Origin of the sequence: Roseobacter ponti (genome assembly GCF_012932215.1) — a bacterium.
Taxonomy (GTDB): Bacteria; Pseudomonadota; Alphaproteobacteria; order Rhodobacterales; family Rhodobacteraceae; genus Roseobacter; species Roseobacter ponti.
Map to the genome: position 1 here is coordinate 686,416 of NZ_CP048788.1, position 13,281 is coordinate 699,696.

The following is a 13,281-nucleotide window of genomic DNA, read 5'->3' on the forward strand; positions in this document are numbered from 1 at the left end:
CGGACAGTCAGCGGGGCTGCGATCTGAGATGATCTGCAAGGCGTATCGCCAGTGCCACGATTGTCAGGGTGGGATTGGCATAGCCCGCGGTCGGGAAGACCGAGCTGCCCGCGATAAAGAGATTACGCATGCCATGCACACGGCAATCCGGATCAACGACACCCTGTGCGGGATCCTCGTGCATTCGGGTGGTTCCGATATGGTGTTTGCCACCGACCATGCTGGCAGGCCACCCGTTCTCCAGCCGGCTGTCATCCACAACAAGCTTTCCGGCTCCGGACCGGGCCATTGCCGCGCCTAAGCTGTCGATGAGGTGAGAGAGGCCGCGTTTGTCATCCTCCCGGATGCGCCAGTCGACCTGTACCCGTTGCATTCCAAAGGCGTCCCTTGCAGGGCCGAGCAGGACGCGACTGTCCCGGACCGGGGTTGTCTCAATAACGGTGCGGACGCTCATAACGTGCTTTGGAACGACCTTGTGGCTGACTGACTGAGCAAGGTTTCGCGTGACCTGGGCTGCACCTTTCACGGCCTGTGTGACATGAGACGCCAGGCGTCCGTCGGACAGGTCATAGTGACGCAGGACTTCTATCAGGAAATTGGCGGATCGCATGGCCGGCGCGTAATACTGCGGCCCTGTTTTATGAGCAGGCCGTCGGATCAGATAGGCTGCGGCCCCGTTCAGCTGCTCGCGCTTCTGGACGGCTTCAGGCAGACGGAAAGCACCATGTCCTCCGGTGATGTCGCCCTGGCTGTCATAGTTTTCTATGACGCACCAGTTGCGATCAAACGCCGGGCCGGACGGTTCAAAGTGGCCCACGGTGAAATATGGGTGATCGGCAAAGTAACGACCAACCAGATCGTGGCGATTGCCGATGCCGGCTCTCTCCGTTCTGTTCGAGGCGAGCATGACACGCGCGTTCTCGATGCCACCGAGAGCCAGGACATATGTCCGCGCGGCGAATTCGATCTTCCGCCCGTTGAAGGTGCGTGCCTTTATCGTCTGAACTTCATTCCCGTTCGGCGAAGACACGATTTCGACCGCATTGGCATTGCGCCACACGGTAACGTTGTCGGACGCCTCCAGCGCCGCGCCATAGGTTTGCGCAAAATCCTTCCGGCGGCTGAACTGATAAATGATCGTCTCGATCACTTCGGGGTCCAGCGGGAGGTCGCAGAGACCTTCCCGTGACAGAGCGGACGGTTCATAGCGATAAGGTCCGAGCGAGACAGTCCTGTGAGCGCGTTCATAGTATGGATCCAGCTCCGCCCTGCTCAGAGGCCAGCCGCTGTTGTCGATCCATTCCCGTTTTTCAAAGTCGAGCGTGTCGAGGGGGCGGCACTGACCTCCCCACCGCGTGGTTGAGCCGCCAAACCGGCGCAGGCGCGACTTTGCGACAGAGAAATTCGGCATGCCGATATTCTCGCCGCGATAGAGCATTTGCGGGCGGTGCCGGAAAGGGGTGTCGCCGCTTTCAACCAGCGCCACAGACTGCGGTGTACCGTTCAGTTCCAGCGCCAGAGCGATGCCGGCTGCACCCGCTCCGACAATGCAGATGTCACAATCAACGCGACCTCCCGGATGGCTGCGCGCATCAATGCCTGCCAAGGCCCTGCTCCTGATGTGATGCGAACAGGGGCTTTCCGCGGAAATCATCCGGCTGCTCAAGTTCCAGCAGAGAAAAGACTGTCGGCGCCAGATCCATGATATGTGCGCCGCTCAGGCCTGCGCCCTTTCCGACGGACGCACCTGCCGCGATCAGGAACCCTTCGGGCCGGTGATTGCCGCTACGGGCCTGCGGGTGCCTGCCTGGCGTAGGCCAGGCGATCTCACCGTACTGAGATGACGTTATCCGGTGGTGCTTTGCCGCCGAAGACGGCGCCCAGCGGACCATGATATCCGGGAGGGTGTTTGCGATCTCAGCATCTTCGCCGAACAGTGTTGTGGCCCTGATCGTCTCCGCGACAAGCGGTTCGCCGCTGTCGGCATCTGCATAAGTGAGTAAACCGGCTTCTATCTTTTGCAGCAGGGCCTCGAATTCTTCTCCCGGCTCCACAATGCCACCACTTTCGCGGCCTTTCAGGTTTACCCTGACATAGCCGTCGAGATCGCTGAAGGCACTGAATGCCCGCGTCCGCGTCCAGTCAATGTTGCTGGTACGCCAGAAGAGGGTGAGCCAGTCCTGCAGGATGCGCGGAAGCCGGGTCTTGACCTTAGCCCGGAAGGATGTCGGAACGAGGATCCGCAAACGGTCCACCCAGCGCTTGTTATGGGCAGAGGCGGCCGCGCCCGGAGCGTTGTCTTCCACCACTCTGCTGAGCATTTCGCGCATAACTTCAGAACGCGACACGTTGACCCCCATGCCGTGAAGCGAGAAGACCATCGCCGTTGCATCCCCGCCTGCCTGCTCAAGCATATCGCCGATCCCGCGATCAATTGCGATATAGACCTGGCGCAGCGCGTCTTTGTGCTCCGCTTTCTGCTCGGGCGTCAGAGTGCCGGAGATATTGGTTTCGTCCCACAGCTGGTGCCCCGCGCGGTGGGTGGCCGCAAGGCAAACGATAAAGAGATCCCAGTCCTCGCGCTTCATAAGATCAACCGAGACCTGGCTGACCAGCTCAGTGGTGTTTATGCACTGATCGCGTACATTTATCATTTCCGCGTAGCTCAGCAGTCGCGATTCCTCGGCATCAAAGGGCGGTTTGCCGTATTCACGTTCGATATTCCGCAACAGGTCGGGAGGTTGCGATGCCGGTTTTTCAAGCAGTTCATGGGTCGCCCAGCCTGAAATCTCCGTGCCGGGAAACGTCTCAGGAGCGTAGGTCAGAGGCACATCAAGTGCGATAACCCTGCGGCCCTTCCGGGCTGCGCTGCGCCAGAAGGGATCAAGCGGTAACCAGTCTTTGCCTGGCCGGTCATGCTTCATCTGTTCCGGGCGCCATTGCAGATAGTGGTAAAGTCCGTGATCAGCCGGAGACGAACTGGTGTAGAAACTGGGCCAGGGCGAGCCGACTAGCCACCTGGCCGTTGATGCAAGGCGTCCGCTGCTGCCTCTGCCTGCAAGGCTCGCCATGTTTGGAAGCGCACCTTCTGCCATCCACTCTTCTATGAGTGAGTATTCAGCAGCATCAAGTCCGATCATGATCACCGGGGCCCGATCAGTATCCGTCATGTTTTGCCGTCTCCATATGCAACGGGGTTGAATGTCTCAGCGCGGCACCCGGCACGAAAACCGAGGCTCCAGGCCGCCAGCCCGACCATCAGGACAGGCGAAAACAATGCGAGCTGCGCTGCTTCGAGCGGATGATTGCGAAATGTCCGCTGAGCCAGCCAGCCCAGCCGTCTGAGCATAACCGCCGGGATGGCCCATGTGTGTCGCCCTAGCGCCCGCTGGGCTTGTGTAAGTTCCAGCATGAGCCGCCCGCGCGCCTGGCCAAACCGGAACTGATGGTGCCACAGGCTGCGCCATGTCGCACGTCCCTGATGTGCGACGCAGGCCGCAGGCGTGAAAAAAATCGCGTCCTTCCACTGCCGGTTCACGGCATAGCAGAACAGGACATCTTCGCCGCAGGCTTCCTGTGTCGCGGGAAACCCTCCGACCTGCTCGAAATCCCGGCGTGAGATGGCGATGTTACAGCTTGCGACGATCTTGTGCCTTTCAGCAGGCTGATGGGGGGACTGTCCTGCGAACTGCATCATATTATCGATAACGCTGATCGGGTGCCAGTGCCGGGCCTGGCCAACGGCGCCGGCAGCGAGGTGCATCTGCTGCTGCAGAGGCCGCAGTAATTCGCGCAGCCAGTCAGCCTGTGCGACGCAGTCGGCGTCAATGAAGGCCAGCCATCTGGCCCTGGACCTGCTGGCACCAAGGTTGCGCGCTTCGCCCGGTAACAGGCCGCCCGGATCGCGCAGGATGTGGACTTGTTCATAGCGACCGCCTGCTGCCAGCACCGCGTCGTCTGCTGCAGAATCCACAACGATGATCTCGAAACTGCCGGAATAATCCTGTTGCAAAAGGCTGCGAAGGCAGGCGTCCAGCTCCTTTGCGTGGCCACGGCACGGAATAACAACCGACACAGAGAGCGGCTGTTCGGTACCCGGCGCCGTCATGCGACAAATCTTCGTGCGAGGCGCCAGTAACCGTCGAGGAGGAGACTGAAACCATGTGCGAGCGACTTCTGTGTGCGGCTGGTCAGAAAACCGGGAGCAAGCGGCAATGGACCCCCCGAAAGCAGATCACGGTCGCCGCGTACTCTTCTGCTCTGGATCCACCCCCGGCGCCTGAGGATTTCACGCCGGTTCTGAACCTGCCAGATCCAGGCCTTCCCCCATGCGCGGGGTTTGCCCATGCCGATTGCTGAAACCAGCGATGCCAGCTCATATAGCACCAGCGCCGGCGCCAGGAGCAGTATGGTCCGCCAGCGGTAGTGAAGAAAAATCGTCAGCAAACGGTGGCGCATCGAGAAATATGCCCGATGCTCGGGGTATGTGCCCTTCCCGCGGAAGGACAGACCAGGCGTCCCGTCGCCGCGTTCATGCAGGACCTCTGCACCCGCCTCGCACCAGATCTGATGTCCCAGAGCTCTCATGCGCAGTGAAAACTCGAGGTCTTCGAAGTAAAAGAACATCATGGGCTCGAACCCACCGGCTGCAAGCACCTCGTCGCGCGCGACAAGCATGCAGGCGCCGATGCACCCGTCGACAGGTCCTGATGTCGCCGGGGTGTCCGCGAGCGTCCGGTAGGCGTTGCACAACCCAAGGGTGCCCACAAAGTGCGCGGTCGCGCCATCAGCCTGAACGATGTTCTTTTCCGGCTGCAGGCGAATGCGGGGGCACACGACCTGTGATTTCGATGTGCGCATCGCGTCCAGCATCGCGGTGACAGAGCCCGGCTGCACGTAGATGTCGTGATCCAGCATCAGGACAACGGGCGTATCGAGCGCCTCAAGACCGGCATTTCGTGCTTTGGACAGGCCTGCGTTCTGCCCCATCGCAAGTATCTCGACCTCCGGAAACACCTCCTGCACCTTCTGATCGCTGCCGTCTTCTGATGCATTGTCGACGACCAGGACCCGTGAGAAACGCTGTTCCTGCTCTGCCAGCGCGCGTATGACACGCAGGATCCGGTCGCCGCTGTTAAAATTGATCGCAAGGACTGCGACGTCAGATCTGGTATCAATCAGTCCCGTCATCGCGCGGCCAGCAGTTTTGTGTAAACAGCTTCGATGCGGGCGGCGGCCTGCTCCCAGCTCAGCTCCGTCCGTGCAATTTCCTGGGCGCGCTGTCCCAGCTTCCGACGCAGTCCGGAATCCCTGATGAGCCGCTCTATGCAACGTGCCATTGCATCAATGCTTCCGTCGGGCACGATCAGCGCGCTCTCTTCGTTTTTGATATGTTTGGCCGAGCCTTCAAAGCTTACAATGGCACAGCCCGCGGCCATATAGTTCAGCAGCTTCTGGGGCAGGCCGGCGCAGTCGATCCGCGGATTTACTGCAATCGCGCATTTCGCGAGGCTGTCGCCGAGGTCTGACAAAGCGACGGAACGGAACTCGATGGCATCAGATATGTTCAGGGCGTCCGCCTGTGCCCTGTAGGGCGCGAAGTCAGACCCGCTCAGCATAACCAGTCGCACATCCGGCACACGCGTCCGCACAAGCGCAAAGGCCTCAAGCAGGTTTTCGATCCCCTGATAAGGTGCGAAATTACCGGCAAACACAATTGTCGGCTGATCCGCAGGGGTGATCTCATTTGAAGCGAAAAGTTCGCGCTCCACACCGTTGGGTATGCAGGTGATATCCGCCTGCGACAGTTTTCCCTGCTGCAGAATGGCCTGCTCGATTTCACCTGAAACCGTGATCAGATGATCTGCCATCCCGGGCAGTATCCGGTCAAACACGCGCCCGACCCGGCGCACAAGAGTTGATGGCAATGACGTGCGATAGAAGGGCAGCTCACTGCCCAGCAGCGCGTGAACATCAAAGACGAGCGGCAGACCACGCCTGCGCGCCGCCATCTGTGACACCAGCAGGCCCTCGACATGATGCGCGTGGATCATGTCGTATCGTACCCCGGCGGTGGCATTGTAAAGGCGCCAGGCCAGTTGCGGATCAAGCAGGGCCAGCTTGGTCGGGCTCGGACCGGGCGCAGTCCGTGCGTATCGCTTCGAGCCACGGATACGGATGATATTAAGCCCGTCATCGGGCCGGTCTCCGCCGTAATGATAGGTAAAGACGTCCACCTTGTGACCGCGCCCGGTAAGGCTGCGTGCCATGCGCTCGATGCGGATCGGCGTGCCACGGTCGAGCGGGAACGGGCATGCGGCGACCATCGCAATGCGAAACGATCTGGAGCTTTCATCCAGCACTCACTCCTGGCCTCCTTCGCTCAGCCGGTCCGGTACCGGTACATGATTAACAAACCTGAGATTTTTCCCGATCATACAGCTAATAGATCCGGCATGGCTATGTTAATCAGGAAAGCATGATTCAGCGCTGCGTCCTTTTTCACAGACAGGCCGTGCACTGCGCGTGAAAAGGACTGCGGTGATGACAATGCGCCCGACCCTTCAGCTCCCTGTGCCCGGCTTTTTCCGCGATCTCGGGATTATGTCTGTTGTCCGGCTGAGCGGCGGCTTTCTGCTGTTTGCGACCCAGGTGATGCTGGCGCGCTGGATGAGCACGGATGATTTCGGCATCTTCAGCTTTGCATGGATGTGGGTGGCGATCCTCTCGACCGTTGCGGGCTTTGGCTACGTCGCGGCGAGTGTTCGTTTTCTGGCGAGATACAATGATCAGCATATGGCGGGGATGGCCCATGGTATAATCCGCCATTCGCGACAGGTTGTGCTGATCTCCGCAGGGGTGGTTTCGCTCATCGCCTGGGCGGCATTCGAGCTGCTTCTGGAGAACTCGCCCTATCTGCCCGGCCTGCGTATAGCGCTCTTTGCGGTTCCGGTTCTTACCCTGCTCAATATCGATTCCGCTGTTGCCCGTGCGATGGGATGGATGGGCATGTCCACTATTGCAGAGCAGATCGGGCGCCCTCTGGTCCTGCTGGCGGCCGGCGCCGTGCTTGCTCATCTTTACGGGGTCACCACCAGCGGCACCTATATCGCAGCCTGCCTTGCGGCATACCTCATTGTTACTTCTGTGCAGAATGTTGTCGTCCGGAGGCGCATTGCCCGCGCGCTTCCGGAGGTGCCGCCGCTTTACGAACGCCGCAGATGGAACAGCGTCGCCTTTCTGCTCTTCTGGTTAAGCCTTTCGCAGATGCTGCGCATCAATGGCGATGGTATTGTTGTCGGCCTTGTCCTGGGGACTGAACAGGTTGCTCTTTATGTGACAGCCGTGCGGACCGCGACGCTTGCCGGCTTTGTGCTGGTTATAACAAATATGGTGTCACAGCCCCGTCTTTCCGCTCTCATGGGCAGGAAGGATGATGAGGAGCTGAGGCGGTTTTATCGTACCGCCCGGCTTGCGACGCTTGCCGCTGTTATCGCCATTGCCCTGGCCCTCAGCGTTTTGGGCAAGCCGGTCCTTGGGCTTTTCGGGCCGCAGTATGTCGCCGCTTATCCGGCGCTGCTCATTCTGCTGGGAGGTCATGTGGTGGCGGCTTATTTCGGCCCGGCGATGTCGCTTCTGACCATGGGAGATGAGCAGAAAGCAGTGGCACTGATCAGCACAGCAGGGGCAATCCTGAATATATTGCTGACGCTCTTTCTGGCCTCTCATTATGGTATCGCCGGCGCCGCCTGCAGCAGCGCGGGAACTGCGGTTCTGACCGCCTTTCTGATGGCGCGCATAGCGGAGCGCCGAATACTCTGATCGGCATGTACGGAGAAAAGCAGGCAACCGGCTCACAAAAGCTAAGCCGTGAACTGAACCATCCCCTGATCTTTGCCAGGCAGTCGACTGCGACCCTTCTCCGGTGCATTAGAACTTGCCGGAAGGCTTCAAACGTTATCAGTATGAAGCGCCAGTAGTCTGAAACGTCTGATGCAAAAATTAAACACAGTGTCCAGAGTTGCCCGTGAACCGCTTGTGCGCTTTTTGCTGCTGGGTGCTCTGCTGTTTCTGGCTTTTGAGTTTATTGCACCGGCTGAGGAGACCATGACTCCGGGGCTCACAATCACGATTAACGAGGCCGACATCGAACAGATGCGCGAGAGGTTTGAAGCTGTCTGGACGCGTCCGCCCGACAACGATGAAACCGACCGGCTGATCGATGCCCGTATCCGTGAGGAGATATTTGTGCGGGAGGCGCTTCTTCTTTCACTTGATCAGGACGACACGATCATCCGACAGCGGTTATACCAGAAGATGGAGTTCCTTCTTCAGTCTGTCGCTGAGATCCGGGAGCCGGGTGAAGATGAGGTGCGCGCATACTTTGAGCGCAACAAAGCGCAGTATTCGACCGGCCCGCAATATGCTTTTCAGCAGGTCTACCTGGGGCAGGCCGGTGACGCGGACCCGAACCCCGGCGAGCTTCTTGTGATGCTGAACGACGGGGCGGATTACAGTCTGGCCGGGCAAAGTTCATTGCTGCCCGGTGCACTGGAACTGTCAACGGAAAGGGAGATCACTGCGCGGTTCGGCGAGGGATTTGCCGGATCTCTTGCGCAGCTTCCGACAGGTGACTGGGTCGGGCCGGTTACATCCGGATACGGGCTTCATCTTGTCAGAATTACGCACCGCAAAGAACCTGTAGCACCTGAGCTGAAAAGTGTTCGCCCGCAGGTCATAGCAGACTGGCGCCGGGACGATCTTGAGGCGTCGATGACAGATATGTTCAAGGCGCTTGCTGAGAAATACACTATTGAAGTGGACGCGCCGGAGGCCGCGCAGTGAGGGCGGCAATGCAGGTGTTGTTTGTCCTGTTTGTCCTGATCATGCACACGGGCCCCGCTGCGGCGCATGCCCTGCAACCGGGGTATCTTGAGATCACACAGATGTCCGACGCGGGGTTTCGGATCGTCTGGAAAAAACCCGATGTAGCGGGTCGTCCGATGTCCATTCACGTACGACTGCCTGCGGCTTGTGACATGGCTTCGCCGCCACCGCCGAGCTATGACGGGAGGGTCTGGAGCAGTATCTGGCTGACGACCTGCGCGGGCGGCCTTGATGGCCAGCCGGTTGTCATAGAAGGTCTGGAGACCACGCGGACGGATGTGCTTGTGCGCTACCGGCCGGCGTCAGGCCCGGTGCGCAGCGAGCGCCTGACCCCGCAGAAGACCGGGTTTGTCATCCCCGCGAACCCTTCTGCCCTGTCGGTGCTGCGCAGCTATATACCACTGGGGGTCGAGCATATTCTGGGCGGCATTGATCATTTGCTTTTCGTCTTTGCACTGCTCCTGATTATCCGTGACCGGTGGCGTCTGTTGTTTGCCATCACCGCGTTTACTGTCGCACACAGCATCACAATGGCTGCGGCGACGCTGAAATGGGTGTCGTTGCCCGGACCGCCGGTCGAGGCTGTGATTGCCCTCTCAATCATGTTTCTCGCCTCGGAAATCCTGCAGCAGAAACGGGATCAGGAGCGCCTGTCAGAGCGTTATCCCTGGGCCGTTTCTTTCAGCTTCGGCCTGCTTCACGGGTTCGGTTTTGCGGGCGCGCTGGCGGACATCGGTCTGCCACAAACAGATATCCCGCTTGCGCTGCTGGCATTTAACACTGGCGTAGAACTGGGACAGCTCATATTTGTTGCGGCTGTTTTATGCGTGGCGATGCTGTTGCGGTGCGTCTGGCCGGCAATGGTCTGCAGGGCCCGCGCTCCGAATTCCGCATTTCTTGTGGGCTCAGCCTATTTTATCGGGGCGCTTTCCGCATTCTGGTTCATTGAACGCGTGACAGGGTTTTTTGCGTAACGCCTGCGCCCGGGTTGCGGACCGTGCGCCGGAAAGTCGCCCGTCCGCCGGACCGGGGCGGGCATCGCTGCCGGTCTAACCGGCTTTATCGGACAGCGCTTTCAGAACAGATTGGTGGCCGAGCCCGCGCGCCATTTCCATCACTGTCACAAATGAGAAAATCAGAATTGCGAGCCACATCTGAACAACGAGGAAATGGGCCCAGCTGAAGGTCTGCAACTCGGCGGCAACCCCGCTTTCAATGTCAGAGGCGTGGCGACCGGCCGAAATGACACGCTCCAGAACATGCAGGCATGTGGTGGCAAGGAAAACCAACAAAGCCTTCCAGGAAATCAGCGCAAGCCGTGTGGAAGAGCTGAAACGATCAAAAAATGGCAGGAACTCTGCGAGGAGGACACCTTTCGAGATCAACAGGGCGCCGACGCAGGCCGAGACATAAGATACCGGTACAATGCCGTCGCTCTTTGCGAGAAGGTCAATTGTCGCCACCAGAGCACTGAGACCGACGCCAAAGAAAACAAGAGGCGGCAGCATCTGGCGAAGTTCATGTAAGACCTTTGCCCCGAAAGAGCTTTTTGCGCTGTCGGTCACTGACCCGGTTCGTACCAGATGGGCGCGGCATAACCGCGTTCCTGGATGACGACACGCACCTCATCGGCAAGATCGAGGCCATAGAATGCCGCATCGTAGGCAGGCCACCGCGGCGTCGGTATCTCGATGACCCGGGCATAGTAAAACGCGCGCAGATCAGGGTCGAAATCCGGGTCGGTCCAGACCGTAATCAGCTCCGGTTCGCCGATCTCATTGGTAAAGGTCGCGGCAGGGACATTGACCGTGTTGCCCACGGTGGGAACTTTTCCGTCGCTGTCGGGCTGTCGGGTATCCATGTCACTCCAGACCACGTCATGGACCTTTTCCTGTGTTGCGCCCTGCGCATCGACCCAGCCTTTCACGATCTGGATCCGGTCAAGGTTGGCGCCGATCGGATCTTTCAATGCCGCGACAAGGAAGGTCGGGGCGTCACCCTCCGGGCCGGGAAGCAGGTCTGCGCCCATGGGCACGCCCTTGGTGTATCCCACATGGGCCGGCAGCCGGCTCAGGGCGTCATCTTCTTCAAACTCCCAGCCGCCAAAAAAACGGATCGCCATGCGCGTGCCGGTGGTGGCATATGTTTCGCGCCGTTCCATCGCATCAAAAATGGCTTCCCGCGTGTTGTCGGTGGCCCAGACCGCGGCAAGCCCGGCGGCGGCAACTTCCCATTCCATAATCGTGGCCACATCGGTTTTCATAAACGGGTTAGACGTCCGTTCCGGCGAGGGCTCCATGCTGGAGACTTTACCAAAGAAGTTCTCTTCTTCGACCGCGGCAAGCCCTGTGTGCGCGTCGGTTGAACCGATCACCCCGAATTTGTACGGGTTCACGCCCAGTTTTTCCTGCAGCACCAGCCCGTTTTTGAAGGCTTCACGTGCATATTCATACTGCAGCATGTCATCAGATTTAGGGGCGGAAACGTTAAGGTTTCCTTTGTCCCATGTCTCGAAGTCTGCGAATTCATCGTTTGGCGAGAGGAAGGGATGCGCCTCGCCATCGCCTTTGATCTGTGTAATTTCGTAAAGCGGTTCCCATTTGGCACGCGTCTGCGCATAGGCTTCATCGACCGGCTGTCCGTCGTAGGACTCTACGACCGGAAACATGATGCCGTTGGACAGGTTGCCGTTATGCGCAATCGCCAGAATATCGCCCCCGGTCTTTTCTTCGTAGGCTTCCATCCATTTCCACAGATCGCGGGGATTGTTGCTGCCAAGCGGGGCCAGGGTCACGTAGGGCAGGACCTGCAGCGCAAAGTCGCCCCCGTCGCGATAGACGATATTTCGGTGCATGTTGCTGCCGGGAGGGACCTGCGATGTCCATTCATAGCCGATGAACGCGGTAAATGTTCCCGGATCGTTTGCATCGTCAGCTGATTTGACGATCTGCTCCCACGTTGATTTATATGCCGGAGAGCCGGGGAGTGACAAAATTTCTTCGGGGAAAGTGCCCGCGGAGAACTGTGTCACGATATCAATCGCTGCCTCGGCACCTTTTCCGGCCTGGATCAGATCGTACCATTTCCTGCCTGTCGGATTGGCCAGCATCGCGGGTTCCCCGGCGAGCAGCTTGGGGAAAAAGCCCATGTTGTCGGAGTGGTCCGCGACGACGAGAAAATCCAGCGCGCGGGACAGGCGGACCTGCTGGCCGGTTGACGCGGTGATCTCATTACCCTTCGCAAAGTGGTAGGCATCCGCCGGGCTGAGCCGGGCGCCCGCAGCGCCGGCGTCCATAGATATCTCAGTGTGCAGGTGCGTGTCGCCAAAGAGCGGACGGTCCGGAAAATTACGACCGGCATAGGGCGAATAGGCTCTGCCCGGGAACGCGCCCTCCAGCTTGGACGCATCAGGCGTTCCGGCATCGCCTGTGGCCGTCTGAGCACTGACGGGCAGGGACGCCGTCAGAATGAGCGCCAATGCCGTACCTGCTAGTTTCGCAGCTCGTCTCATCGGGTCTCTCCTCATATGCAGCTTTGCAGATCTGCCAGGACCTGGAGAACGATAGGATGGCCCGCGGCTCTGAGTCAAAGGTTTTGCCGTCCTGTCAGAGAGTGTCCGATGACAGCAGCGCGGCTATTCTGCTGCGCCGGTCAGCGGGCAGGTCAGCCTGTTTTCAGATCGCCTGCGCACTTTGTGAAAGGTGTTTCAGGCTGTATGACAGGGTCACCCGGCCAGAATGCCCGTGCCTTTGTTACCTGGCGCTGGCGACTGGCAGACACGGGCAGCCGGAAACGCCGGTGGTCAGGCAACCCGACTATTGGCAACCGAACTACGGGCAATCCGGGATATTCCTGCGGCCACAAATTTTGTGCAAACGGCTTCGGGAAACCGGTCGGGGCAAAGTTCTTTCTGTTCAGGACTGCTCGGTGGCGGGGTCCACCATCTCTATCAGCTGGATCAGGTTCCCGCATGTATCGTCAAAAACCGCCATACGAACTGACCCTGCGTCCAGCGGCTCCTGAACGAAACTCACGCCCGCACCGACCAGTCGCTTCCACTCAGCGTCGAGTGATCCCACCTGGAACGAATGCGCCGGAATGCCATCTGCAACCAGTGCGTCCTTATACGGTTTAACCGCCCGGTGATCACCGGGCTCCAGAAGCAACTCTGTTCCCTCCGGGTCTTCGCGGGATACGACGGTGAGCCATCGGTTTTCGCCCAGGGGAATATTGTTTTTGACCCGGAAGCCCAGTACGTCGGTGTAGAATTTCTCTGCCCTGTCCTGGTCCTCGACGAATATGCTCGTGACATAAATTCTCATGCTGTTCGGATGCTTTCTGTCGGACTGATCGGGGCAACACTCCTGCAGGACATTGCCTGTACCGGCTTTTATC

At 59.2% G+C, this 13,281-nt stretch carries 11 protein-coding genes; 3 read left to right on the forward strand and 8 right to left on the reverse strand.

All coding sequences use genetic code 11. The features are described 5' to 3' along the window. Nucleotides 1–7 precede the first annotated feature (7 nt). From G3256_RS03410 to G3256_RS03430, 5 genes are read right to left on the reverse strand one after another with little or no spacing between them, the layout of a single operon-like run. Nucleotides 8–1,606 (reverse strand): GMC oxidoreductase, encoded by a 1,599-nt coding sequence (locus tag G3256_RS03410; RefSeq protein ID WP_169639497.1) that lies wholly within the window; start codon nucleotides 1,604–1,606, stop codon nucleotides 8–10. Then, nucleotides 1,593–3,170, reverse strand: coding sequence for an alkaline phosphatase family protein (locus G3256_RS03415; protein WP_169639498.1), 1,578 nt, complete (start codon nucleotides 3,168–3,170; stop codon nucleotides 1,593–1,595). Before G3256_RS03415 ends, G3256_RS03410 begins: the two co-directional genes overlap by 14 nt. Next, nucleotides 3,167–4,108, reverse strand: coding sequence for a glycosyltransferase family 2 protein (locus G3256_RS03420; RefSeq protein WP_169639499.1), 942 nt, complete (start codon nucleotides 4,106–4,108; stop codon nucleotides 3,167–3,169). The genes G3256_RS03415 and G3256_RS03420 overlap by 4 nt, the downstream gene beginning before the upstream one ends. Then, nucleotides 4,105–5,190: a glycosyltransferase family 2 protein gene (locus tag G3256_RS03425; RefSeq protein ID WP_169639500.1), complete on the reverse strand. Its 1,086-nt coding sequence runs from the start codon at nucleotides 5,188–5,190 to the stop codon at nucleotides 4,105–4,107. Before G3256_RS03425 ends, G3256_RS03420 begins: the two co-directional genes overlap by 4 nt. Then, entirely contained in the window at nucleotides 5,187–6,362 is a 1,176-nt protein-coding gene (locus tag G3256_RS03430; RefSeq protein WP_169639501.1) for a glycosyltransferase family 4 protein, read from the reverse strand. The genes G3256_RS03425 and G3256_RS03430 overlap by 4 nt, the downstream gene beginning before the upstream one ends. 181 nt (nucleotides 6,363–6,543) lie before the next feature. On the opposite strand from G3256_RS03430, the gene G3256_RS03435 reads away from it, so the two are divergent. From G3256_RS03435 to G3256_RS03445, 3 genes are all read left to right on the forward strand, one after another. Further along, complete coding sequence (locus G3256_RS03435) at nucleotides 6,544–7,821, forward strand: oligosaccharide flippase family protein (RefSeq protein ID WP_169639502.1); 1,278 nt, start codon at nucleotides 6,544–6,546, stop codon at nucleotides 7,819–7,821. A gap of 171 nt (nucleotides 7,822–7,992) precedes the next feature. Beyond that, nucleotides 7,993–8,844: a peptidyl-prolyl cis-trans isomerase gene (locus G3256_RS03440; RefSeq protein ID WP_169639503.1), complete on the forward strand. Its 852-nt coding sequence runs from the start codon at nucleotides 7,993–7,995 to the stop codon at nucleotides 8,842–8,844. Nucleotides 8,845–8,852: 8 nt separating this feature from the next. Next, nucleotides 8,853–9,860 (forward strand): HupE/UreJ family protein, encoded by a 1,008-nt coding sequence (locus G3256_RS03445; RefSeq protein ID WP_169639504.1) that lies wholly within the window; start codon nucleotides 8,853–8,855, stop codon nucleotides 9,858–9,860. A gap of 75 nt (nucleotides 9,861–9,935) precedes the next feature. Here the strand turns inward: G3256_RS03445 and G3256_RS03450 are convergent, their stop codons facing one another. The 3 genes from G3256_RS03450 to G3256_RS03460 all read right to left on the reverse strand — a co-directional run bounded on the left by G3256_RS03450 (nucleotide 9,936) and on the right by G3256_RS03460 (nucleotide 13,208). Next, nucleotides 9,936–10,394, reverse strand: coding sequence for a hypothetical protein (locus G3256_RS03450; RefSeq protein WP_169639505.1), 459 nt, complete (start codon nucleotides 10,392–10,394; stop codon nucleotides 9,936–9,938). A 53-nt stretch (nucleotides 10,395–10,447) separates the two neighbouring features. Next, on the reverse strand, nucleotides 10,448–12,397 hold the full coding sequence (locus G3256_RS03455) for a DUF3604 domain-containing protein (RefSeq protein ID WP_169639506.1): 1,950 nt from the start codon (nucleotides 12,395–12,397) through the stop codon (nucleotides 10,448–10,450). Nucleotides 12,398–12,800: 403 nt separating this feature from the next. After that, the gene (locus tag G3256_RS03460; RefSeq protein ID WP_169639507.1) at nucleotides 12,801–13,208 is read right to left on the reverse strand and encodes a VOC family protein; all 408 of its coding nucleotides are present in this window, start codon (nucleotides 13,206–13,208) and stop codon (nucleotides 12,801–12,803) included. Nucleotides 13,209–13,281: the final 73 nt, after the last annotated feature.